Raw genomic sequence first — 21,336 nt, 5'->3', positions numbered from 1 at the left:
ACTTATATTTCCTAAAATTGTTTCTACCTTCTTAGTACCAAGTAACTCCATACAATCTTTTATATTGCTTTTTAACCTATCAAGACTATTCTTTTTAACTCTCTTTAACTCTTGCAACCTCTTAATTTCTGAATCTATAGAGCTTATATCACTGTCAATATTCATTATTACTGAAACTATTCTAGTGTTTTTATTTTGTATCTCTTGTTTTATTATTTCTTTTATTTCCTCTAATTTTTCAGCTTCATTCCCTGTTATCTCTGTTAAACCTTCTTCTATTTCTAATAAATCTGTAGTTAATTCATATAAAGTACTCATAATTTCCCTCCATTTATGCTATAATTAGCTTAATTAAATTTTTTTGATTTACCTTTTGATTAGAGCCAGTTGCAATGGCTCTTTTCTACATTATTTGAACTGCTATGGGTCTATCTGTTTCAAATTCTTCTCTCATTAGCAGTTCTTCTGCTTCTTCGGTATCTTTTTCTATCCTCTTGTACTCTGCATATGCTTCTTGTTTAATTCTGTCTTGTTCATCTGTCGTAAGACTTCTATCTGCCCATGCTCTTTGTACTATATCTAAATATATTAAATATTGTGCTTTTCTGTATTTTTCTATATCTTTGATTAATTCTTGTCTACTCTTCATTTTCCAATCCCCCTATTGATTCAATTTCTGAATTTAACATAAGCAAAATATCCTCATATGCTCCTAATTCTTTTTCATCTGCTCTACACTTATATCCAATTGACTTTTTAAATTCTATCCTCTCATTTAGAGCCTGTATCTTATATTCTAAAAATCTTTTAGTTACTTCCATCTTCAATCCCCCTTAAAGTTCAAGTCCTCTTTGCTTGCATTCTTCCATATAAGCTACACACTCTGCATAAAACTTTGGTGTAGGTACTTTCTTATGTTTTTTACAGAATCTTAGAAACCATCTTAGAGTCATTTAAATCACCCCCTTTCTCTTTTTCATTACATTCCTATCTTTCATTGCATTTTTCATCACATATTCTTCAAAAGAAATCAAATCTACTCTGTAACTTACTCCAACCTTGATAACTGTATATAGATTTTGTGCTTCTGCTTCTTTTATCATGTTTCTCGCTGTTACATCTGACACTTTCAAATACTCTTTAAACTCTTTTAGTGTGACTAACTTCATTTGCTTAATTCCTTCTCTATCTAAAAACATCTTAATGATGTCTGTTGTATCATCTCTGTTCATTAACTCCTGCACTAAGTCTTTTGTATCTACGAATTGTAATGCTACACTCATTTTTATCTCACCCTTTCTATCTTCCAACTAGTTCATCTAATGTAATGTCTAAATAATCAGCTATTTTTATTAGAGTGTTTACAGTTGGATTTCTATTTTCATTTCTTAAAATCTTATATAATCCACTTACATCTACATCTAATTCCTTTGCCAATTTATAAGTTTTTATATTTCTTTTTCTTAAAATTTGACTTATATTGTCGCCTATTAACACTTAATCACCTTCGTTCTACATGGTATAATATAAATATGGATTATGTTCCATATTATTAAAAATGGAGGTGTTATATATCAATGAAAAAATTATCAGGAAAATATGTAGATATTGAAATACTTAGTTCTTATTGTGATTCTATGGGAATCAAAGATATTATAATATTGACTAATTTTGGTTTTGTAATTGGAGAACCAGATTTCAAAAATAATTCTACGGGTATACATAAAGATTTAAATAAACTAAAAGTTGACCTTGTTAATAAAATGAAAGACGAACTTCAACTTGTAAACAACACTAATACAATTGCTTTAAAAAATGTTATTGTTAAATATCCTAATATACAATTAAACTTCAATGAGATGATATTATATCCTGAGCAAATTGTAGGTTTTTTTCCAGTTGATAGAGAAGATTATCTGGAACAATTTTCTTTATGTCAGGATTAATGTTTATTTTAATCTGTTCTTGGCTATTTGGCCATTGAGCAGATTTTTTTATGAAATCTTTGTACTCTTCTACATTTTCAAACTCTAATATTATTTTCATTTAATTACACACTCCTTTAATTTCGGTATTTTCTGAATCACTTTGTCGCTCCAGTTTTTCATACTCAACTTCTTTTGCGCATATGCAACATATTTTGGGCTTCAATCCTTTTTTAACTTCTACCTCATTATCAAACCCACAATGTGGACACTTGCAAAAATATCTTACTCTTGAATCACTTGTATTATTTTTCATGTTTTTAGCAACCTCCTAGTTAATAATTAATTAAAATAATATATTTCAAAATATTCTGTATTTAATTTTCAAAGTGCTAGTTCGTTTTAACCTAACATTGATATTTGTTTGCTACTTTTAAATTTATTAATGAAATAAACCTGACCCTTTCCAGTGATTTTTGGTGTTTTAGTTACACTTATGTATCCATTTGGATGAACTCTTGTACCTTCTTTAGTTTCTATAACTCCCAAATTCACGCTTTTTTGAGTTGGTGTATTATAATCCTCACCTTTGCGTTTTATTAAGTAACCATTATCTCTTAACCAAGCAAACAATCTTTTTTCTCCTGTATTAATTCCGTTTTGTTTAAGTAACTTTGCTAGTTCTCCAACTAATATAGAGTTATTGGAAGATGCCACAGAATCAGCAAAGATTACTTTTGGTTGTTGTAACTGAATTACTTTATCCTTCTCTTCTATTTCTTTACTTTTCTTTTCTATTGTCTTTTGAGCTACTTGTAATGCTCTTGCCATTATTTCATCATCTGACATATCTTCTGTTGTATGTATATATCCTCCAGTTTTACGTATTTCTTTTAATATCTTTTTAACTTCTTTTTTAAATTGTTTAGCAATTTGTTTTCTACTTTGCATCAAAACCTCATACAAGCCATCTTCTGTTAAAAACCAAGCACTATAAGCATTGTTTAGAGTGCCTATCTGTATTAATTCTTTTTCTTCTGTTTCGATATTAGATAACATCATCGATACATTGCTATGTTCTATCCATTCAGCTACATCCTTAGCTAAAAATAAAGGTTTTTCTAAAGTTCCATAAATCCTAAATTCTTTGCCTAGTAACTCTTGTTCTTTGATTGTTTGTAAGTTATTCATACTTATCATCCTCTCATACACTTTTCGTGTGATTTGTTTTCAAAAAAAATTTCATCTATATTTACTTCTTTGAAAGCTTTTTTAAATTTCATAAGAAAGTTAAAACTTGGATTTCTAATTCCCAACTCTACTTTTGAATATAGGGTTAGTGTCAGACCTAACATGTTCGCCATTTCTTTTTGAGTCATTCTTTTAGAATTTCTAAAATCTACTAAACTATTATACATTTAATCACCCTCTCATTTTACACGTTTCGTGTGTTTATATTTATATAATACACCACACATTTCGTGTTGTCAATGTTTTTTTATACTTTTCGTGTAGTATCATTTTTTTCTACACTTTTTGTGTTATTATAAATCAAAAAGGAGTTTTCGAAATGTTTGCAAAAAGATTAAAAGAACTTAGAATAGATGCCAAATTAAAACAGTCTGAATTAGCTCAAAAGTTAGATATATCGCCTAGCACAGTAGGCATGTATGAACAAGGTCGAAGAAGTGCTGACCAAGAAACTTTGTTAAAAATATCGGATTTATTTGATGTATCTATAGATTATTTATTAGGAAAAACAAATGTAAGAAACAATTTATTTATAAATAAAAGTGGCAGAGATTACGATGCTGAAAACTTTAAAACAGAAAAAGAACTTATTGAAAATATGAATCTTGATGAAAGTATGAGAAAAGTTTTTAATGTATTCAGTGAACTAAGTCCAGACGCAAGAGAAAAAGCTTTAAAAGTGGCAGAATTATTTTTATTAGATGAAAAAAATAAAAAATAATCTATTTTAATTTCTAGAAGGTGAAGTTTAATTATGAATTTCGGTCAACGGCTAAAAGAAATGAGAGTTCAAAAAAATTTAACTGGCGAAGAACTTGGTAAAATACTAAATGTAACAAAAGTGGCAATAAGTAATTGGGAAAGTGGTAGAAGATTTCCTAGTCAGGATATATTAATATCAATAGCAGATTATTTTGATATATCTCTAGATTTCTTACTATGTAGAGAAAATGAAAAACAAGCTTTTTTTATAACAAAGTTAATCAAGAAAGCTTAGAAAAAATTATACTTTTATTCAATAAATTAAGTTTTGATTCACAAGAAATACTTTTGAAAACAGCTACTGCTTTTTTTGAAAAAGAAAGTAACACTTCTAAATAAAAAAGAGGATTCAATCCTCTTTTTTATTACTTTTGTACATTTCTTCCACTTTCACTTTATATTCATTGATTTTATTCTCATTCAAATCTTTTAATTCTTTCATAATTGAATTTAATCTTGAAATATCATTATACTTTGACTTCTCCACATACTCTCCCCCTATCACAAGAACTTATGTTCTTATTTTTAGTTAAAAACTCCCAACAATTTTTAATAAAGTTTATATAATTACACCCTTTCAACCCCCTAAAATATTTTTAGATTATTCAGAATTGTCTTTGATAATTATCTTACTTACATGATAATACTTTTATTCTATTCTTGCAATAAAAAACTCGCAATTGTAATAAAAAAATCGAAATTTGTAGAGTGTTGGTTAATTTTACCATTTTATATGTATTATTAATCGAGTTTTTTATTATATTTTTTTATGAAAACTTATTTTTATAATATTTAATATAATTTTCAATAATTTGTTCATTTTATTTTTTATATCATATAAATATATCAATTACTTCTTAAATATATCTAATTACATATTTTTTCCTAAATGGATAGCATTTGTACAGAAAATTTTATATACTTGAATTGTTATTATCATGAAATAGAACAAAAAAATAAAAAAGGATAAACATGCTGAACATGTTTATCCTTTTTACTTGAACATTAATAATTAAACTAGCTTGCATCTTCCTTAGAACAATCTTTTTTAGAAATAATTCTTTTTGATACTTTATATATTATTAGCAAAACACATCCTAAAAATATAATACCTTCTATTGGTATAAGAACTAGACTATTATCTATATTTATAAGATTTGCTATAGCACTAAATATATTATATTTATCAATATTGTATAATAAGAATACTAGAAAAATCAAAATACTAGAAAAATAATTATAATAGAATAACAAAGGATGTCTATTTATCAAACAATTTGATATTTTCCTCTTGTCACATTCTTCACATTCTTGTTTTTTCATATATATCTTACCATGAACTAATTTTGACACTATATAAAGTAACATATAAATAACATTAAACATTATAAAACCAATCGTAAGCAGCACAAATATTAATCTATATTTACTTACATTATCCATATTATTTAACGCGCTTCCTATTAAACTCATTCCTCCAAGAAAAGCAATTATTACAGCTGCAAATATACTTAGAATACTTATAAATTCACTTTGTGATTTTGAAACCCGTTCCTCACACTCTTTTACTGCCATAACATAATTTTGTATCTCAGACCTAATATTATTATTTGTTTCTTTTGTATTTTTACTTTCATTTCTTAGAGATTCCATTTCTTTAGCTCTAGGAATCTCTAATAAAATATGATTTAATATATGAACTAAAATATCATTAATATCACCTTCATTGGTTTCCATATAAAGTAAAGTGTTTATTTGCAAATTATCTCTACTATCAAGGCCTAAAACTTTTATATATTCCAATATAAAACTATACCTAATACTATCTCCATCCAGTTCAATATTCTTTATCTGCTCTAATTTTCCTTTTTCTAACTTTTTTAATACTAGTTCCACTTGCTCATCAGATAAAAACTTCATTGTTCCTCCTAATGCTTTTCGAACCAATCCTTTAAATCCCAAATTGATATTTCCTCATTTCGACCTCTCATATAACTATATTTCCATGGGTCTTCTGAGTGAGTTTGCTCTACAATATCCCATACATCTTTATATACTAACGATTCCACAATTTTATTTATAAATGTCTCATCCTTTTCATTAAACAAATTAAAATCTATAGGTTTTATATTTTTTATTGCCTTACTATTGTATTCTCCAAACTCAAAATATACATCTGGAACTACTGGACCATAATCCCAGGCCTCTATCCTATTATAAAAAAGAGGCTTTCTAAAATTGGCTACATATTTTCCTTGTACATAATATAGTATCTTTTGTAATTTCAGATTACTTATAGGATGATTGCATCTATCTTCACAATACCATAAAATATATTTAGCAACCTCTATAGCACTACAATTTATGTTAAACATATAAAACACCTCCGCTCGTATTCATTATTAAATAATATTTGTAAAATTATATTATTTATACTAAGTTTATATTATTTGAATAAAATGTCATAATAGCGGTTCTATGTCTATAGAATTATTATAGCATAAAATTTCCACTTTTACTTATTCTAATCAAATATATGTTAAAAAATACCACATATTTTGTGCTTTTTAAAATATAGATATAAATTAGTATATACTTCTTTATATTCAAAATCGTCGTAACATTATACAAAACCTGTTTAGATAATGACTAATTATTCCTATTCAATAATCATAAGACCACATATAACGCACATATGTTCGATAACAATGTACAACACATCTTGTTTCATCAATTTAAAATAAATACACAAGTCCAACACAGTTAAGTATCCTTTTGGTAACATAATTATAACACACTAAAAGCTCAAAAACTACTATATTTGTAAAATTTTATATAACACAATGTACATGTATAGTTTTAATTATTGTAATACATCTTAATAATTTTACACTAAGTTTTTTCATTTTTTAAAATATTTATCTTTTTAACAATTGACACGTATATAAATACGTTTCATAATATAATTGTAAGGAGGGCTGATAAAATGAAAAAAGATATATATGTATATCCTGCTATACTAAGCTATGATAATGATGGCATCTCTGTAGAATTTCCTGATTTACCAAGTTGTTACACATGTGGAGATACAACAGAAGAAGCCTTAAAAATGTCAAAAGAAGCATTAGGGCTACATCTGTATGATATGGAAGAAGACGATGACATAATACCTAATCCAACGACTATAGATAAATTAAACTTAGATAAAAATCAAATACCTGCTTTAATAGATATATATATGCCTATTCACAGAAAAGCTATAGAAAATTACTCTGTTAAAAAAACGCTTACTATCCCACAATGGCTTAATAGAGAAGCTGAAAAAAATAAGGTTAATTTTTCTCAGATACTTCAAGAAGCTTTAAAAAATCATCTTAACATTCATTAGATATAATTAGAGCAGTCCAACTGCCCTTTTATATAAATATACTTATAAAGGGAGTGTACATATGAACATCAAATCAGCTTTTATAAGAAAAAGAAACAATAAATTCTATGTATATGTGGAGTACATAGAAGAACTAACTGGCAAAATAAAACAGAAAAGTTATGGAAGTTATGAAAAGAAAAAGGATGCTGAGAAACATTTAATTGAAATAAAATCGTCTATGAATAATAATAAGTTTGTTGCTCCATCATCTGCAACTCTTGTAGATAGATGTTATAAATACATAGAAATAAATAAAAATAATTGGTCTCCCTATACTGTTGTAAACAGAAACTCTTGGGTTAAAAATTATATAGTTCCTTTTTTTAAAAATATAAAACTTGTAGATATAAACCCTAGTTTGATTCAATCTTTCATAAATGATATTTTTAATAGTGGTTCTTTTGAAAGTGCTAAGGTAAGGTGTAGTTTTCTAGGTTCTGTACTAAAAGAATCGTATAGATTAAGAGAAATTACTGAAAATCCATTCGATTTTGTAAAATTCCCAACTAGAGAAAACCAATTTGAGATTAAAGTATATGATAGAGAAGAAGCTTTATTATTAATAGAGAAACTAAATGGCAGTAATATAGAACTACCTATTTTGCTAATGTTGCTCTTAGGTTTGAGGATAGGGGAAGCTATTGGCCTTAGGTGGTGTGATGTTGATTTAGATACATGTTCAGTAAGCGTTAATCAAATACTTATATATGTTAATAGTAAAATAGATTTTAAAGAACCTAAAACACTAAAATCAAAAAGAACACTGTCAGTTCCAAAAGAATTAGTAGAAAAACTTAAATCAGAAAAATTAAGACAAAACAAATTTAAACTACAAGGCACGCTTGAAAATGAGAATAATTTAATTTGCTTAAATACAAATTTAAGTCCATTTATACCCTCTGCATTAAGAAAAACTTTTTATGATTTTATTAATAAAAATAATTTAAGAAAGATTAGAATACACGATTTAAGACATACAAATGCAAGCTTGCTTCTTTTAGGAGGCACTAATATGAAAGTTGTTTCAGAAAGGTTAGGTCATACGGATATACAAATAACTATGAATAGATATTCTCATGTGCTTGAAGAGATGGACAAAGAAGCATCTGACAATTTAAGTAAAATACTCTTTAAATAAAATAACTGACTGTCAGTTAAATGTCAGTTAAACCTAAAAAAAAGGTTTTGTCAGTTAAATGTCAGTCAGTTATTAAATAATAATTTCATCTAAAAGCCTCTATATTCGCACATTTTATCGTTTATTAATATTTATTTATACCTGTTTATTATACTATATAAAAATAATATCTTATTAAAAACTGGTCTTTTGTCTTCTATAAATAGACGGCGATACTCCTGTTTTCATTTTAAATTTTTCAATAAAATAACTAGTACTACCAAATCCACACTGATAAGCTATATCTGAAATAGAATCATTAGTTGAAATTAATAAATTTGAGCTAGTTACCAAGCGGTAATTAATAATATATTCAAAAATAGTGCAATTCATATATTTTTTAAATTCACGACAACAAGTACTTTTAGATAAATTAACTTCTTTTGCTAAATCATTAAGTTCGATTTTCTCCATATAATGGTCACATATATAGCCAATTATATTTCTTATATGCAAACTATTGTTTCTAGCATTATCATTAGGGAATGATACAAAATAAGATTTTATTAAAATATTCCATACTTCTATTAATAATATAAATATATGTAATTCAAATCCCATTTCCATTTTATTATACTCTTCATAAATTTTAAAAATATTGTTTAGTATAACCGATTTCCAGTCAATATCATTTTTCAAAATACAATAATTAATTCTAGAATTATCTATATAAGGTTGTATATATTTTATATTTATGAGACTTCCTGCAAAGCTAGATATAAAGTCTGAATTAAAAACTACACTTATATAAGAGCAATCACTTCCTTTATAATTTTTTGCCTGATGTAATTGCCTTGCATTTATGAATATCCCTTCTCCTTCAGATAAAATTATTGAGTCTCCATCAACATTAAAATTAATATTACCTTTTGTTACAATACAAAATTGTAACTCTTCATGCCAGTGCCAATCAATATACCCCAAAATATTTTCACTTATTTTAGTCTTATAGACTGTAATTGGAAATTCAAATGAACCTTGTTGTGTTACTTCTTTTTTATTTTTATTAGTAACAATATTATCCTTCATAAATCTAGTCTCCTTTTGCTAATTTAGATTTTTTTTAATCATACACAACTTGATAATATAACGATATTTATTGCCTATATTATTATATATTTTTTGCTAATTAGTCAATATAATTATAATTAAGAAATAAATAATAAATAATTTTAGGAGATAAAAACTATGAGAAATATAAAAGATATCAAATATATACAAAATGAAAATGCAAGAAATTTACACAAATCTAAAGTAAGTGTAGACTTTATTAACAAAGAACAAATAGAAAAAATTAGAAACTTCCATAAAAGCTTTTCAGAGTATAAAGTAACTCCTCTTCACAGTTTAAGTGAATTAGCTAATGAATTAGGTATTAGTAATATCTGGCTAAAAGATGAGTCATATAGATTTGGACTTAATGCATTTAAAAGTCTTGGTGGTTCATATGCGGTTGGAAAATATATAGCAAAAAAATTAAATATGGATATTTCTAATCTTTCTTTTGAAATGCTAAATAGTAAAAATATAAAAGAAAAGCTTGGAGACTTAACTTTTGTAACAGCCACTGATGGAAATCATGGAAGAGGGATTGCTTGGTTTGCAAATCAAATTGGACAAAAATCAGTAGTATTTATGCCAAAAGGATCTTCTGAGATAAGATTAAATAATATTAGAAAAGAAGGTGCAGAAGCATCTATAACAGACTTAAATTATGATGATGCAGTAAGATTAGCTACTAAATATGCTGATGAAAATAATGGTGTTATAATACAAGATACTGCTTGGGATGGTTATGAAGAAATTCCAACTTGGATTATGCAAGGATATGTTACTCTTATCGATGAAGCTATAGAGCAAATAAATTCTTTAGATAATGGAATGCCTACTCATGTATTCCTTCAGGCGGGGGTTGGCTCTTTTGCTGGAACTGTACAAGGATATCTAGAATATGTATTTGGCAATAATAGACCAATAACTACTATAGTTGAACCAAATGAAGCAGCATGTATATTTAAATCAGCAGAAATAAATGACCAAAAACCACATGCTGTTACAGGTTTTATGGAAACTATAATGGCAGGGCTTAATTGTGGTGAACCTAACACTATAGGTTGGAATATTTTAAGAGATTATTCTGATATGTATATTTCTTGCCCTGATTATGTAGCTGCAAGAGCAATGAGAATACTTGCTAACCCACTAAAGGGAGACCCTAAGGTTGTATCTGGAGAATCTGGTGCGGTAGGTTTAGGGATTTTAAGTTTGATTTTAGAGGAAGATGGATTAAAAGAAATAGCTGATAAGCTAAACATAAATAAAGATTCAAAAATACTTGTTATAAGTACAGAGGGTGATACTGATCCTGAAAATTATAAAAGAATAGTGTGGGATGGCGCTTATACATCAATTTAATAAAGTAAGGTAGATTAGGTATTCATTACCTTATCTACCTTACTTTATTGATTCTGTTATATCACTTACTTGTGATACGGTTCTCCGTTACACCTCCAAAGGAGCGTGTTTACTTTAATTGTTCTAAAATCTTACTACTTCCATCTATTGAAACATTTACTCCATCACACCAAATAGTTAGTATCTCTAGAGATTTCAATGTTTTTTCTACTGTTTTAGTTACCCTTACATGAGTCTTAGTATATGGTAATGCTATTGCTACTACTGCATCTTCTTCATATTCCTTCATTTGTAGTGCTTTAAATACAGCTCTTGATACATGATTATTTATTTGATTACTTGAAAATGGATGTCCTTTTCTACTAGTATCCTTTGATGTTGTCGCTCCTTTTGCTTCTATTAATAGCTTTCTATTATTTTTTTGTGCTACAATATCTATTCCTTTTTCCATAGTGTTACATCTAGATTCTATTGAAAAACCTATTTTTTCTAAATATGATACTACACAATCAACAACCTCATTTTCTGTTATCATCAAGTTTTCTATCATTTTACTACTCCTATGAGATTTTATTACTTTCTATTATATTACAAATTTAAAGCAAGTACAATTAAGCCTAGGAATATTAAAAAAGGAAGGGTCTTCGTCTTCTTCAGACGACCCTTCCTTCACTAAGTACTTTATTACATCTTCATTTATTTGTAACTCTATAGTATCTATTGCTCTTGACTTATCTATTGTTATCTTTGAAACAAGTAGGTTTAACAACTGCTTTCTTTGTTTTCTTGTGCTACTCTCGTGGAATACTTTTCCAAACTTATTCATCACTTGACTTACTAACTCAAAAGGTACTGGCTCTCCTTCTGCCAACATTACATCTTGCTTTATTTCATCTAGCCTAAACTTCAATTTGTCTATCTCTTCATTTAGTTTCTTTACTCTCTCTGCCAACTCACTCTTAGTTAAGATTCCATCTTCAAATAACTCTATACTAGAGTTTTTCTTGCTATTTAAGTTATCAATTTCCTTATTTACTAAGTTCATTTCATCTAGTTTAGGCTTTAGCTTACTAGATTTATTCTTGTTTATGTTGTTTATTACTTTCTTTAGTAGTAGCTCGTTGTTTACTGTTTCTATTAGTTTATTTATTACAACTTCATCTGCAACTTCTGCTTTTACAGAATTTGAATTGCATACTGCTGTTCCTTTATTCTTCCAATTGCTACATGAATAGTACTCATTTACTACCTTAGTTCCATCTTTTCTTTTTCTAGTTGATCTACTTACAGTCATTGATGCTCCACACACAGGACATTTAAGTAGTCCACTTAAGATTAGTTCACTATCGTAGACTCTATTGTGAGTTTTACTTCTATCTTTTAAGATTATTTGTACTTTTTCCCATGTATCGATATCTATTATTGCTTCATGTTCTCCATCTACAAGTATAGGATTTGGATTAATATTTCTTCTTCTCTTTTCATTCCAATCTTGCCTTAAGTTATATCTTATTTTCCCAATGTATACTGGATTTTTTAGTATTTCTTTTATAGCTGCTGTTGAAAAAGCATTCCCTCTCTTACTTTTATGTCCTTCCTTATTTACTCTATTTACAGTTGCTTTGTACCCATGTCCTTCACTATACAACTCGAATATTCTTCTTACTGTCATTGCCTCCTTTTCATTTATTTCTAGTTTAGTATCTTTTCTCTTCTTTCCTTCACTTGGTATCTCTACTATATCGTATCCAAGTACTTTTCCGCCATTCCATTTACCTTCTCTAGCTCGTGCTATCATTCCCATTTTTACGTTTTCTGATATAGTGCTTCTTTCAAACTCTCCAATTGCTCCCATTATATTAAGATGTAACTTTCCTGATGTAGTTTCTGATTCAAAGCTCTCTGTTATAGAATTAAATGCTATATTATTTTTATCTAGTGTGTCTATTATGTTAAGTATATCTATTAGCTTTCTACTTAGCCTATTTAGTTTCCAAGCTATTACTAAGTCAAATTTTTTATCATTTGCATCTCTTAGTAATTCTTTCAATCCTGGTCTACCTGAAATATTTTTTCCACTTATTCCTCTATCTTCGTATACTTTGAAAACTTCATACCCTTCTTTTTCACAGTATTCTATATTTCTTATTTTTTGTTCATCTATACTATATCCCTCTTCTGCTTGCTCTACTGTTGATACTCTACAATATATTGCTACCTTTTTAGTCATCTTGATGTCCTCCAAACACTATTTTCTCGTTTTTTTGTCACTAATTACCCTTGAACCCACATTTAGATTCACGTTAAACATTGTGTTGTTCCAAAGGTTTAAATATTATTTCCACGTTTTCACGTTATTTTTTAGATGTAATTTATTTTTATTTATTAAATAAGATTGCCCCTTTTATTTTTATAGGGGTTAGAATTCCATTTAAGTAAATATCTCTCTGACTACATTCGTCTACTAAAATTTCTACTATTTCTGTTGGTATATCATCAAAGTCCCAAATTAATATTGCTCTTATTTTATCTTCCTTTACTAGTTCTATTAGCTTATTTATCTCTTGATACTCTCCTTTTACATGACTATCTACAAATTCTAGTATGTTTACACCAAACTCCTCTATCTCCATTTTCATCCATGTTACTTTCCCAATTATAGGCTCATTTACATTTTCTTTTTCTGAACTTTTCTTAGCGTAAATTGCTACGTTTTTATTTTTATAGTTACTGTATATGTTCATTCTGCATGTATTCATTGTCTGTCTCCTAATTTAGTTTATTTTTATTATCTATTTTAATTTACACGTGAAAACGTGAATTTTTAGCTTCTTATATTGATACTACTATGTTTTATCAATGTAAATTCTATTTAGTAGAACGTGGTTTTTCACGTTCTACTTACTTCTTAATCAAATAACAATTACTGAATATCTTCTTTATATGCATTTATCTCTATTCCATTTTTATAGCAAACTTCTCTCAGTCTATCTAGTGACTCTTCTTCAATTTCTGAATATGACCAAACTATTACTGCACTAACTCTGTAACACTCAATCATTTCTATTAGTTCTTCTAATTTGATATAGTCTCCTTTTACATTACTTTCTACCATTGTAATCGGCTCACAACCGTAATCGTATAGCTCTCCTGTAAGGAAATTTACCTTAGTTTGAATGTGTAATTCCCTATCATCTATTTCTGGTTTTATGTATACTCCTACATCTTCATATTTATATTGCTTGTATCTCTCCATGTCATTTATCTCCTGTCTATCTATTTTTTATCATCTATTTTAATTTCAATGTGGAAACGTGAATTTTTATCTCTATCTATTGGAAATACTTAACTTTTAATGCAGTGTTTTATGGGAATAGAGTGTGAATTTTCACATCCCCTATACCTTATTTATTATTGCTCTACTGATGCAATTTCCTTGTTACCTTCATTCAAAAGATATGATTGAACTATTTCACCAATTATCTCTATTACTGTACTACTTTTCACTTCTGCTTCTGTCATTTTACCTATGTTGTCCATTTCTGCACCTCATTTTAACTGTTTATTTGATTACATCTATTTAGACTTAATTCTATTTTCACTATTTTACTTCATTTAGTAATATAGATTTTTATTACTATTTTATTTACAATATCATCGCTTATTTCAAAATTATCTATGGTTTAAGTATCACTACATACACTGGTGTAGATACTGCATTTATCTTTCTTTTTCTTGTTAGCCTTCCTTCTTCATAGTCTAGTATTCCCTCTTTTTTTAATTGGTCAAGTACAACCACAGTATCTTCAAACCCTCCTTGTCTCATTACATCTTCAAATCTCTGCTTTAGTACTGCTATTTCTAAATCTCCATTTGGTAGCTCTTTTCTACTTCCCCAATAGTCTACATTTGGATTAATCTCCTTACCACATTTAAACTTAGATGCATTTGCTTCCACGTATTCTATTAGCCATTCTGATGCTTTCTTTTGTATTCCTCTTCTCTGTATGCTATTGATTTCTGTATCAACTAACACATTCCTAATCCCTTCTATGTCTAAGTTTATTCCATGCTCCTTATATCCTGCATTTATTAGTCTTGTAGTTAATGTTAAAATAGCGTATTTTGTTGCAGTTCTAGCAACCATGTTATCTACTATTCCTTTTTCCTTTACTTTCTCTATAAAAGTTCTTTTTTCATCTTCAAACAGTAGTTTTAACTTATCTATTGAATATTTAATTAGTTTTTCTGCAAAACTGTATCCAAAAACACCATAGTTTCTATTTGCCAATGCTTTTACATTGTCTGAATGTCTTGCATCTTCTGTCCAAACTATACCTTCTAACTCTAATACTCTTACATCTAGTCCAGTATTATTTTTAGCTCTATTTAGAAGTGATGCTTCTCCATTAGAAATTATTGTAGTTACCCAAGTTCCTGATTTCCTAAGTTCTATATCTTTTGTAAGCCTCGCTTTATCTTTTCCTCCAACAAGATTATAGATTAAGCTTGTTGTATCTTCTATTTTAGACATTGATAGTTCATCTAGTGCATATGCTACCCCATAGTTTCCAGCTAATGAAGTTGCTAGTGCATTTTCTGTAGAGTTCCAAGTATTATACAATCCTCCTGCTCCTAACTTTGGGTTTCCCCAAATAGATATTGCCAACATTGTTGCTGTACTTTTTCCCTTACTTGATTCAGTTACAAAATGTGATAGTACTGTATTTACATCCTCACAATACTGATTCAACTTAGCAACTACTGCTGAACTTGACCCTAGTGCAAATGCTAATGAAATATTTGTATATGGTGCTACATGTTCTCTTATATCTTTTAAGTAGTCTTCTAAATTCCCTTTAGGCTTCAAATCTAATACCCCAACGTATTTGCTATCTTCATTTATTGCCCTATATAGTTTAAAAATTTCTTTTTCATCATGCATAGCAAAACCTAACTCGCTATGAGTATTATTAGATTTTCCAATTTTACGTTCTTGGTAGTTTATCGACCTTATGTGGTACTTTGCATTTTCTTCGGTGACATTAGCTCCATGTAAACTTAGCTTAAGTATCTCCCTCTTTGACATGGCTTTATCTCTTGGAACACATATTTCTACATATCTATCTAAGTATTTTGTTGTTATAGGTAGTATTACATTATTTGTATCAATATTTTTTTCAGGCGTTCCTATTTCTAGTAAATTAGCAGTTTTACCTCCCTCGTAGACAATTTGCTTTGTTTTGTAGCAGATTGATAAGTCGTCATCTATTTTCTCCATTTCGTGTAGTTTTTTCTCATGTTCATTTAGTTCAGGATCAATTACAATCATGTTATTATGTCCCTCTTGATTAATTTCTTCTATCGTTCTACTAGAATCATCCTCTTTTTCTTCAATTTTACTTACATCTTGAATAGTATTTGATTCCTCTGTTTTTGCTATTTCAGTCGGTATCTTTAACTCTCTAGGAATGTACCTTTCTTCTCTTTTATCTTCTTCAGAAGTTATCAACTTTCCATTTTTCTTTAACACTACTTTATTTAATCTTTTAAGCATCCTACCAATGTCCTCCTTATTGTCTATATGCTGAAATTTAAGTCTTTTTGCTTTGGTATGGGTATATCTTACTATATTTTTAATTATTGGTCATGGACATGAAAAAACACCAAATTTGTCTTTGACATTTTGGTGTTTTAGTGTTATAATATTTACTTTTTCTTAGATTCAGGATAATTATTACGTATTTTATCTTCTTTTGATATTTTATCCAATCTAGCCTCTTCTTCAAGTATTTTTATTTCTTTGCATCCTAATTCCTTTGCAACTTGGATTTCTTTTTTATGGAACTCTATTACCATTTCTACATGTTTACTTAGACTATCTAATAGCTTTAATCTAGCTCCATATGTAAACTCTTCTGTTTCTTTTACTGCCTCTATTATTGATGATATTATTTTATCAACTCCTGCTTTTAATTCTTCTGCTTTTACTTCCTCTCTATGCTTAGAATATTCTTCTCTTTCTTCTTTATTATTCATGCTATTTACAAACAAATCAAATAATGTTTCACTTTCTTTTTCTGTTAGATGTTTTTTTCTCGCGAATTTTTTTAGAATATCAAGTTTTTCACGATCTTTGTTTAATGTTCTATATAGGGCTACTATATCATCTTTTTGACTTTCAGGTATTTTATTTGTATCACTATATGATGAAATTCCTCTTACTAATTTATCAATCCTCTGTATATCTTTAAGCGTTGACTGCCATAGAACATAATCTTCTTCATCTACTCCTGTTATTTCTGGTACTAATTCTTTTAAATCATAATATTTCATACGTCTAATTTCCTTTCAATTTTTACTTGTTGTCAAAAAAATAAGGCTAACTATGTCAACCTTATTACTATTTTATACCAATATTGCTTTGTTAGAAACCATTATTTCAACTGCTATACAAACTCCTAAACCTATTAATGCTCCTATTACAAATCCCCACATTTTACTTCCTCCTTTATTTTTTAAGATATTCTTTTCTTTGATTTATTATAGTTTTAAATGTTGCTATTCCAAATGTTACTCCTGCTACAAATAGTTCTACAGTCATCTTGAACCTCCTAGTATCAATCTACTTACTATTTCTTTTAAATTATTTAAAAACTCTTTTGAAAACACATTTTGTTTTATTGCAACTTCTATTAGTTTTAGTAAATCTTCTTCAGGTAAATCCAATGGCCTTGGTACTAATTGTTCCTCTTGTCTGTATGTATCTTTAAAGTAAACAAATCTTATTTCTTCTTGATTTATTTCTTTTACAAATATTTTTTCTATTCCGTAAGCTATGTTAGCTTCTCTAATTTTAGCTTGTCTAAGTACCTTACAGTATTTAGTTTCTTTTATTATTTTACTCATTTTATTTCTCCTTTTTATTAGTACTCACTACTCAACATCATTGTTGAATACTCCCCATCATCTATTACAAATATCTTTACTTTAGAATTTATTCCTGTATTTACTACTACATGCTCTTTTTTATACTTAGGTATTTCCTGCCTATGCTCTATTTTAAGTAAGTTACTTTTTATAGGTTCTATTTGGAATACTTGTAAATAGTCTTTATTTATTTTTATTTCTCCTATTATTGACCACAGTAGTATCTGTATTTCTAATGGTATTTCCTCAGAAATACCTCTAGTTAAGTATCTATCTTTATCAAACATTTATCTTCATCCTTTCTTTTTAGACATAGAAAAAGAGATAGTCTTTTTATCGACTATCTCTTTAGTTAATATTTATTCTGCTTTATTTGTTGCCCCTGCAATTAATCCTATTATCCCTAATATTACTGCTCCTATTACTATCCACTTTAATAACCCTATGAAAATTCCTCCTAGCGAAGTTAATATTATGTACGCTATGACAAAACATCCAAACCAAAGAGTTCCTATTGCTCCACATCCAAAATATGTTATGTCTAGCATTGAATTTACTATAAAAAATATAACTGTTGCTAAAATTATTGCTATTACTCCCAGTATCATTTTATTATTCTCCTCCAAATTGTGCTATTCTTTATTAAGTTTATTTATTAGTCTCTTTACCCATCTATCAGAGTAACCTAGTTCTCTAGACATTTCTCTTAGGCTCTTCTTATCTTTATTTTCAATGATGTATTTTTCTACGTATTCATTTGAATGAAGCTTCATAGGTAGATTTATCTGCTGACCTTTATAGTGTTTATGTATCATCTTTACTATTTCTTCCCCTAAAATCTCTACCATTTCTGCATAGATTCCTCTATAGTCACCCTTATCCTTTTTCATGCTCCACCTCCTCTGTCGGTACTTATTAATAATAACGACTTCTACGGAAAGTTTCTTCTGTAATTATCCCTTGAAAAGTTCCACCTATTGTTCGTTATCATTTTACTCTTCTATCTCTGCATATTTGTATTGAATTCCTCCTATTGAAAAAGCTTCTTGTTGATATAGTTCTAATGTTTCTTCTAAATTTACACTATCCACAATCTCATCTATTATTTCATCTTTAGTTGTCCCATTTATCCACATCTCAATTATAGTTTCTTTTTCAAATAGCTTATCCACATAGTACTCTTGCTCTAACCTATCTTCTAGTAGCTCCTTAGTGTACTCTTTTAAATATTTATCATCTTGATAGATTAGATATTGTCCTATCTCTATGTGCCTATTTAATTTTAGTCCCTCGATACATACCTTAGCTTTATGTATGCTTATAGGTTTTATTTGTGAGTTGTACCAAACAAAGAATATTACTACATCATTATCTACTTCATCAGTTTATTGTAGTATCTCTAGTAGCTTATTTGGATTCCTCATTATATATTCTTGTAACTCTTCATATTTTAAGTTAGCTGCTATATTTTCAATATTTTGCTTTGTATCTTCCTCTATTCTGTTGTATTTTTCCACCAACATTTGTAGTTCTGTGAAAAATAGTTTATTTAGTATCTCTGAGTTTTGATTTATCATCTTAGTTCTCCTCATATTCTATTAGATTCTTTAGTTCTTTCTTGCAAACAACTACTATCGAGAAGTCATTTGAACACAAAAATAGAGCTGAAATGTATTCAACTCTCTCTATTTCATCTATGTATTCAGGTACTATTCCTTTTAATTGATGTCGCTTTAGTTCTTCTATTCCAGCTTTATCTACTACAGCTACGTATCCACCTAAGTCTTCTGCTGTTCTTTCTGTGCCGTAGTTTTCATCTAGTATTTCTATGGTAATTTCTATTGCATATAATACTTCTTTGGGTATTTCCTTTATTAAGTCTAAGTCTTGCTTTTTCAAAATGTTTATTATCATTATTCTTCCTCCTTATCTTTGAAAACAAAACAAGCTAGATGAAGTATTTTACCTCATCTAGCTTTATCATAATTATAATATATATTTAAATTTATTTTTAATTCTTTATAATTTATTAATTAAGAATATTTAAGATTATTTAAGATTATCTATAAACTGTTTATTTTATATATTCCATCCAATTTGAGTTACTGCCACTTCATCATTCACATCTATTACTTCTTCTTTATTTTCATCTATTACTTCTTCTTTGTTTTCATCTATATATTCTGTATAACTACCACTATCTAATACATCTAAAATTTCTTTTGCAATAGCTTTTATTACTGGTACACATACTGAATTTCCAAATTGCTTATAACTTTGACTATCTGATACTGGTATAATAAATTCATCTGGAAAACCTTGTAATCTAGATGCTTCTCTAGGAGTTATTTTTCTTGGGTTCTTACCTTCTTGTTCGATTAAAATCTCACTACCATCTTTATAATATCTTGCAGATAAAGTATTTGTATATGAACTTTCTGAGTTGAATAAACTAAATCCAAATCCTTTACCTTTCTTTTTATTTTCTATTTTTCTTCTTTGATGTCCTTCCCATAATTTATCTGATATCGTATATTTATCATCTACATTTTTCTCTAAAATATCTCCTACTCTAGTTTTTGGCATAGGTGCTACTGGTGGCTTAAAATCTTTATAATTCTTAACTTGTTTTTTATCAAATCCAACTATATATATTCTTTCTCTATTTTGAGGTGCTCCGAAATCTCTAGCCTTATATATCATAGTTGTAACCTCATATCCTAAATCTATTAATGTTTTTTCTATTACTTCAAATGTTTTTCCATTGTCATGAGTTTTAAGATTTTTAACATTCTCCAGTAAAAATGTTTTTGGTCTTTTTTCTTTTAATATTCTAGCAACATCAAAGAATAAAGTACCTCTTGTATCTTCAAATCCTTTTTTTAATCCAGCTAATGAAAATGCTTGACAAGGAAAACCTCCTACTAAAATATCATGGTCTGGTATGTCTTTTTCATCTATTTCTGTTATATCTCCATGTGGCCATTCTCCGTAATTTGCCTTATATGTTTTTTGTGCAAATTTATCCCACTCACTCGTAAATACTATTTTTACATTTCCATTTAATTGAAATCCTAATCTAGTCCCTCCAATTCCTGCAAAAAGATCAATCATTTTGTATTTAGCTTCTTGTGGATTTTTGAAAGGAGGTTCTTCTGGGAAACTTAATATCATCTCTAATTCTAAATCTGACGGAATAAGCTCACCTTTTTCCCAGCTTCTTATTTTTTTTACATCTACGTTAGGAATTCCTACTGCATCAATAAATTCCTTAGTAGTCATTCCTAGCCTATCTCTCTTTTCTTTTATTAAAATTGATTTAGTTTTTTCATCTATATTAGATATAGTTAGTTTAGACATCTTATCATCTCCTTTTATATTAATTACCGAGCAAATATTATATTTATTATATAATGTAAAAAATTTATAGTCTATAATAAATATCA

34 protein-coding genes are annotated in these 21,336 nt (G+C 28.1%); 6 read left to right on the top strand and 28 right to left on the bottom strand.

The window, feature by feature from the left end:
• The 5 genes from Q3304_RS17685 to Q3304_RS17665 all read right to left on the bottom strand — a co-directional run.
• A partial coding sequence (locus Q3304_RS17685) for a siphovirus Gp157 family protein (RefSeq protein WP_407815339.1) occupies positions 1-318 on the bottom strand: 318 nt, incomplete at its 3' end.
• An 85-nt stretch (positions 319-403) separates the two neighbouring features.
• Complete coding sequence (locus Q3304_RS17680; RefSeq protein WP_243192968.1) at positions 404-649, bottom strand: hypothetical protein; 246 nt, start codon at positions 647-649, stop codon at positions 404-406.
• Positions 639-821, bottom strand: coding sequence for a hypothetical protein (locus Q3304_RS17675; RefSeq protein ID WP_231300588.1), 183 nt, complete (start codon positions 819-821; stop codon positions 639-641). Before Q3304_RS17675 ends, Q3304_RS17680 begins: the two co-directional genes overlap by 11 nt.
• 132 nt (positions 822-953) lie before the next feature.
• The gene (locus Q3304_RS17670) at positions 954-1,283 is read right to left on the bottom strand and encodes a transcriptional regulator (protein ID WP_407815295.1); all 330 of its coding nucleotides are present in this window, start codon (positions 1,281-1,283) and stop codon (positions 954-956) included.
• A 16-nt stretch (positions 1,284-1,299) separates the two neighbouring features.
• A complete protein-coding gene (locus Q3304_RS17665) occupies positions 1,300-1,497 on the bottom strand; it encodes a helix-turn-helix domain-containing protein (RefSeq protein ID WP_021385635.1) in 198 nt (65 codons plus the stop codon).
• An 80-nt stretch (positions 1,498-1,577) separates the two neighbouring features.
• On the opposite strand from Q3304_RS17665, the gene Q3304_RS17660 reads away from it, so the two are divergent.
• On the top strand, positions 1,578-1,946 hold the full coding sequence (locus Q3304_RS17660) for a hypothetical protein (protein ID WP_407815294.1): 369 nt from the start codon (positions 1,578-1,580) through the stop codon (positions 1,944-1,946).
• Between the two features lie 100 nt (positions 1,947-2,046).
• On the opposite strand, the gene Q3304_RS17655 is transcribed toward Q3304_RS17660, so the two are convergent.
• The 3 genes from Q3304_RS17655 to Q3304_RS17645 form a co-directional block, all read right to left on the bottom strand.
• A complete protein-coding gene (locus Q3304_RS17655) occupies positions 2,047-2,241 on the bottom strand; it encodes a hypothetical protein (RefSeq protein ID WP_407815293.1) in 195 nt (64 codons plus the stop codon).
• An 86-nt stretch (positions 2,242-2,327) separates the two neighbouring features.
• Positions 2,328-3,116 carry a phage antirepressor gene (locus Q3304_RS17650; protein WP_407815292.1) on the bottom strand — a complete coding sequence of 263 codons (789 nt, stop codon included), beginning with the start codon at positions 3,114-3,116 and terminating at the stop codon, positions 2,328-2,330.
• A gap of 5 nt (positions 3,117-3,121) precedes the next feature.
• The gene (locus Q3304_RS17645; RefSeq protein ID WP_407815291.1) at positions 3,122-3,343 is read right to left on the bottom strand and encodes a helix-turn-helix transcriptional regulator; all 222 of its coding nucleotides are present in this window, start codon (positions 3,341-3,343) and stop codon (positions 3,122-3,124) included.
• A gap of 152 nt (positions 3,344-3,495) precedes the next feature.
• On the opposite strand from Q3304_RS17645, the gene Q3304_RS17640 reads away from it, so the two are divergent.
• Together Q3304_RS17640 and Q3304_RS17635 are read left to right on the top strand one after the other, a co-directional pair.
• A complete protein-coding gene (locus tag Q3304_RS17640) occupies positions 3,496-3,897 on the top strand; it encodes a helix-turn-helix domain-containing protein (RefSeq protein WP_407815290.1) in 402 nt (133 codons plus the stop codon).
• Positions 3,898-3,930: 33 nt separating this feature from the next.
• Complete coding sequence (locus tag Q3304_RS17635) at positions 3,931-4,173, top strand: helix-turn-helix domain-containing protein (RefSeq protein ID WP_407815289.1); 243 nt, start codon at positions 3,931-3,933, stop codon at positions 4,171-4,173.
• Between the two features lie 114 nt (positions 4,174-4,287).
• Here Q3304_RS17635 and Q3304_RS17630 read toward each other — a convergent pair whose 3' ends face one another.
• The 4 genes from Q3304_RS17630 to Q3304_RS17615 form a co-directional block, all read right to left on the bottom strand.
• Entirely contained in the window at positions 4,288-4,425 is a 138-nt protein-coding gene (locus Q3304_RS17630) for a hypothetical protein (RefSeq protein WP_176699547.1), read from the bottom strand.
• A gap of 530 nt (positions 4,426-4,955) precedes the next feature.
• Positions 4,956-5,858 (bottom strand): hypothetical protein, encoded by a 903-nt coding sequence (locus tag Q3304_RS17625; protein ID WP_407814399.1) that lies wholly within the window; start codon positions 5,856-5,858, stop codon positions 4,956-4,958.
• An 8-nt stretch (positions 5,859-5,866) separates the two neighbouring features.
• Positions 5,867-6,313, bottom strand: coding sequence for a Panacea domain-containing protein (locus Q3304_RS17620; RefSeq protein ID WP_407814398.1), 447 nt, complete (start codon positions 6,311-6,313; stop codon positions 5,867-5,869).
• Positions 6,314-6,597: 284 nt separating this feature from the next.
• Complete coding sequence (locus Q3304_RS17615; protein ID WP_407815455.1) at positions 6,598-6,723, bottom strand: hypothetical protein; 126 nt, start codon at positions 6,721-6,723, stop codon at positions 6,598-6,600.
• Positions 6,724-6,924: 201 nt separating this feature from the next.
• Between Q3304_RS17615 and Q3304_RS17610 the strand changes: the two genes are divergently transcribed.
• Entirely contained in the window at positions 6,925-7,326 is a 402-nt protein-coding gene (locus Q3304_RS17610; protein WP_407814397.1) for a type II toxin-antitoxin system HicB family antitoxin, read from the top strand.
• Positions 7,327-7,387: 61 nt separating this feature from the next.
• Complete coding sequence (locus Q3304_RS17605) at positions 7,388-8,506, top strand: tyrosine-type recombinase/integrase (protein WP_407814396.1); 1,119 nt, start codon at positions 7,388-7,390, stop codon at positions 8,504-8,506.
• Between the two features lie 174 nt (positions 8,507-8,680).
• On the opposite strand, the gene Q3304_RS17600 is transcribed toward Q3304_RS17605, so the two are convergent.
• Complete coding sequence (locus Q3304_RS17600; RefSeq protein ID WP_407814395.1) at positions 8,681-9,574, bottom strand: helix-turn-helix domain-containing protein; 894 nt, start codon at positions 9,572-9,574, stop codon at positions 8,681-8,683.
• A 168-nt stretch (positions 9,575-9,742) separates the two neighbouring features.
• Here Q3304_RS17600 and dpaL point away from each other — a divergent pair, with 168 nt between their 5' ends.
• Positions 9,743-10,960 (top strand): diaminopropionate ammonia-lyase, encoded by a 1,218-nt coding sequence (dpaL, locus tag Q3304_RS17595; protein ID WP_407814400.1) that lies wholly within the window; start codon positions 9,743-9,745, stop codon positions 10,958-10,960.
• Positions 10,961-11,069: 109 nt separating this feature from the next.
• Here dpaL and Q3304_RS17590 read toward each other — a convergent pair whose 3' ends face one another.
• The 15 genes from Q3304_RS17590 to dcm all read right to left on the bottom strand — a co-directional run bounded on the left by Q3304_RS17590 (position 11,070) and on the right by dcm (position 21,250).
• On the bottom strand, positions 11,070-11,510 hold the full coding sequence (locus tag Q3304_RS17590; protein WP_407814394.1) for a hypothetical protein: 441 nt from the start codon (positions 11,508-11,510) through the stop codon (positions 11,070-11,072).
• Between the two features lie 33 nt (positions 11,511-11,543).
• Positions 11,544-13,190: a recombinase family protein gene (locus Q3304_RS17585; RefSeq protein WP_407814393.1), complete on the bottom strand. Its 1,647-nt coding sequence runs from the start codon at positions 13,188-13,190 to the stop codon at positions 11,544-11,546.
• A gap of 148 nt (positions 13,191-13,338) precedes the next feature.
• Positions 13,339-13,719: a hypothetical protein gene (locus Q3304_RS17580; protein WP_407814392.1), complete on the bottom strand. Its 381-nt coding sequence runs from the start codon at positions 13,717-13,719 to the stop codon at positions 13,339-13,341.
• Between the two features lie 164 nt (positions 13,720-13,883).
• Entirely contained in the window at positions 13,884-14,216 is a 333-nt protein-coding gene (locus Q3304_RS17575) for a hypothetical protein (protein WP_195418664.1), read from the bottom strand.
• 155 nt (positions 14,217-14,371) lie between these two features.
• On the bottom strand, positions 14,372-14,500 hold the full coding sequence (locus Q3304_RS17570) for a hypothetical protein (protein WP_407814391.1): 129 nt from the start codon (positions 14,498-14,500) through the stop codon (positions 14,372-14,374).
• A 136-nt stretch (positions 14,501-14,636) separates the two neighbouring features.
• Positions 14,637-16,517 carry a DUF927 domain-containing protein gene (locus Q3304_RS17565; RefSeq protein ID WP_407814390.1) on the bottom strand — a complete coding sequence of 627 codons (1,881 nt, stop codon included), beginning with the start codon at positions 16,515-16,517 and terminating at the stop codon, positions 14,637-14,639.
• Between the two features lie 152 nt (positions 16,518-16,669).
• Entirely contained in the window at positions 16,670-17,296 is a 627-nt protein-coding gene (locus tag Q3304_RS17560; RefSeq protein ID WP_407814389.1) for a hypothetical protein, read from the bottom strand.
• A 264-nt stretch (positions 17,297-17,560) separates the two neighbouring features.
• On the bottom strand, positions 17,561-17,869 hold the full coding sequence (locus tag Q3304_RS17555; RefSeq protein ID WP_407814388.1) for a hypothetical protein: 309 nt from the start codon (positions 17,867-17,869) through the stop codon (positions 17,561-17,563).
• Between the two features lie 17 nt (positions 17,870-17,886).
• Positions 17,887-18,177 (bottom strand): DUF960 family protein, encoded by a 291-nt coding sequence (locus Q3304_RS17550; RefSeq protein ID WP_407814387.1) that lies wholly within the window; start codon positions 18,175-18,177, stop codon positions 17,887-17,889.
• Between the two features lie 72 nt (positions 18,178-18,249).
• Complete coding sequence (locus tag Q3304_RS17545; protein ID WP_195418659.1) at positions 18,250-18,498, bottom strand: hypothetical protein; 249 nt, start codon at positions 18,496-18,498, stop codon at positions 18,250-18,252.
• A gap of 24 nt (positions 18,499-18,522) precedes the next feature.
• A complete protein-coding gene (locus Q3304_RS17540; protein ID WP_407814386.1) occupies positions 18,523-18,780 on the bottom strand; it encodes a Mor transcription activator family protein in 258 nt (85 codons plus the stop codon).
• A gap of 102 nt (positions 18,781-18,882) precedes the next feature.
• Positions 18,883-19,062, bottom strand: a complete 180-nt coding sequence (locus Q3304_RS17535; RefSeq protein WP_407814385.1) for a hypothetical protein — start codon at positions 19,060-19,062, stop codon at positions 18,883-18,885.
• Positions 19,063-19,275: 213 nt separating this feature from the next.
• Positions 19,276-19,467 (bottom strand): hypothetical protein, encoded by a 192-nt coding sequence (locus Q3304_RS17530; protein WP_407814384.1) that lies wholly within the window; start codon positions 19,465-19,467, stop codon positions 19,276-19,278.
• 1 nt (position 19,468) lies between these two features.
• Positions 19,469-19,804, bottom strand: coding sequence for a hypothetical protein (locus Q3304_RS17525; RefSeq protein ID WP_407814383.1), 336 nt, complete (start codon positions 19,802-19,804; stop codon positions 19,469-19,471).
• A gap of 165 nt (positions 19,805-19,969) precedes the next feature.
• The gene (gene dcm / locus Q3304_RS17520; protein ID WP_407814382.1) at positions 19,970-21,250 is read right to left on the bottom strand and encodes a DNA (cytosine-5-)-methyltransferase; all 1,281 of its coding nucleotides are present in this window, start codon (positions 21,248-21,250) and stop codon (positions 19,970-19,972) included.
• Positions 21,251-21,336 lie beyond the last annotated feature (86 nt).

Origin of the sequence: Clostridioides sp. GD02377, assembly GCF_045899875.1 — a bacterium.
Lineage (GTDB): Bacteria > Bacillota > Clostridia > Peptostreptococcales > Peptostreptococcaceae > Clostridioides > Clostridioides difficile_A.
Note: the sequence above shows the minus strand (reverse complement) of the source record. Positions and strands in the feature narration are given on the sequence as shown.

Excerpts from the sequence above, each read along its gene's own strand:
- Q3304_RS17680 (WP_243192968.1), bottom strand. The coding sequence starts at position 649 with ATGAAGAGTAGACAAGAATTAATCAAAGATATAGAAAAATACAGAAAA.
- Q3304_RS17675 (WP_231300588.1), bottom strand. The coding sequence starts at position 821 with ATGGAAGTAACTAAAAGATTTTTAGAATATAAGATACAGGCTCTAAAT.
- Q3304_RS17670 (WP_407815295.1), bottom strand. The coding sequence starts at position 1,283 with ATGAGTGTAGCATTACAATTCGTAGATACAAAAGACTTAGTGCAGGAG.
- Q3304_RS17660 (WP_407815294.1), top strand. The coding sequence starts at position 1,578 with ATGAAAAAATTATCAGGAAAATATGTAGATATTGAAATACTTAGTTCT.
- Q3304_RS17655 (WP_407815293.1), bottom strand. The coding sequence starts at position 2,241 with ATGAAAAATAATACAAGTGATTCAAGAGTAAGATATTTTTGCAAGTGT.
- Q3304_RS17650 (WP_407815292.1), bottom strand. The coding sequence starts at position 3,116 with ATGAATAACTTACAAACAATCAAAGAACAAGAGTTACTAGGCAAAGAA.
- Q3304_RS17645 (WP_407815291.1), bottom strand. The coding sequence starts at position 3,343 with ATGTATAATAGTTTAGTAGATTTTAGAAATTCTAAAAGAATGACTCAA.
- Q3304_RS17640 (WP_407815290.1), top strand. The coding sequence starts at position 3,496 with ATGTTTGCAAAAAGATTAAAAGAACTTAGAATAGATGCCAAATTAAAA.
- Q3304_RS17635 (WP_407815289.1), top strand. The coding sequence starts at position 3,931 with ATGAATTTCGGTCAACGGCTAAAAGAAATGAGAGTTCAAAAAAATTTA.
- Q3304_RS17625 (WP_407814399.1), bottom strand. The coding sequence starts at position 5,858 with ATGAAGTTTTTATCTGATGAGCAAGTGGAACTAGTATTAAAAAAGTTA.
- Q3304_RS17620 (WP_407814398.1), bottom strand. The coding sequence starts at position 6,313 with ATGTTTAACATAAATTGTAGTGCTATAGAGGTTGCTAAATATATTTTA.
- Q3304_RS17615 (WP_407815455.1), bottom strand. The coding sequence starts at position 6,723 with ATGTTACCAAAAGGATACTTAACTGTGTTGGACTTGTGTATTTATTTT.
- Q3304_RS17610 (WP_407814397.1), top strand. The coding sequence starts at position 6,925 with ATGAAAAAAGATATATATGTATATCCTGCTATACTAAGCTATGATAAT.
- Q3304_RS17605 (WP_407814396.1), top strand. The coding sequence starts at position 7,388 with ATGAACATCAAATCAGCTTTTATAAGAAAAAGAAACAATAAATTCTAT.
- Q3304_RS17600 (WP_407814395.1), bottom strand. The coding sequence starts at position 9,574 with ATGAAGGATAATATTGTTACTAATAAAAATAAAAAAGAAGTAACACAA.
- Q3304_RS17590 (WP_407814394.1), bottom strand. The coding sequence starts at position 11,510 with ATGATAGAAAACTTGATGATAACAGAAAATGAGGTTGTTGATTGTGTA.
- Q3304_RS17585 (WP_407814393.1), bottom strand. The coding sequence starts at position 13,190 with ATGACTAAAAAGGTAGCAATATATTGTAGAGTATCAACAGTAGAGCAA.
- Q3304_RS17580 (WP_407814392.1), bottom strand. The coding sequence starts at position 13,719 with ATGAATACATGCAGAATGAACATATACAGTAACTATAAAAATAAAAAC.
- Q3304_RS17575 (WP_195418664.1), bottom strand. The coding sequence starts at position 14,216 with ATGGAGAGATACAAGCAATATAAATATGAAGATGTAGGAGTATACATA.
- Q3304_RS17570 (WP_407814391.1), bottom strand. The coding sequence starts at position 14,500 with ATGGACAACATAGGTAAAATGACAGAAGCAGAAGTGAAAAGTAGTACA.
- Q3304_RS17565 (WP_407814390.1), bottom strand. The coding sequence starts at position 16,517 with ATGCTTAAAAGATTAAATAAAGTAGTGTTAAAGAAAAATGGAAAGTTG.
- Q3304_RS17560 (WP_407814389.1), bottom strand. The coding sequence starts at position 17,296 with ATGAAATATTATGATTTAAAAGAATTAGTACCAGAAATAACAGGAGTA.
- Q3304_RS17555 (WP_407814388.1), bottom strand. The coding sequence starts at position 17,869 with ATGAGTAAAATAATAAAAGAAACTAAATACTGTAAGGTACTTAGACAA.
- Q3304_RS17550 (WP_407814387.1), bottom strand. The coding sequence starts at position 18,177 with ATGTTTGATAAAGATAGATACTTAACTAGAGGTATTTCTGAGGAAATA.
- Q3304_RS17545 (WP_195418659.1), bottom strand. The coding sequence starts at position 18,498 with ATGATACTGGGAGTAATAGCAATAATTTTAGCAACAGTTATATTTTTT.
- Q3304_RS17540 (WP_407814386.1), bottom strand. The coding sequence starts at position 18,780 with ATGAAAAAGGATAAGGGTGACTATAGAGGAATCTATGCAGAAATGGTA.
- Q3304_RS17530 (WP_407814384.1), bottom strand. The coding sequence starts at position 19,467 with ATGATAAATCAAAACTCAGAGATACTAAATAAACTATTTTTCACAGAA.
- Q3304_RS17525 (WP_407814383.1), bottom strand. The coding sequence starts at position 19,804 with ATGATAATAAACATTTTGAAAAAGCAAGACTTAGACTTAATAAAGGAA.
- dcm (WP_407814382.1), bottom strand. The coding sequence starts at position 21,250 with ATGTCTAAACTAACTATATCTAATATAGATGAAAAAACTAAATCAATT.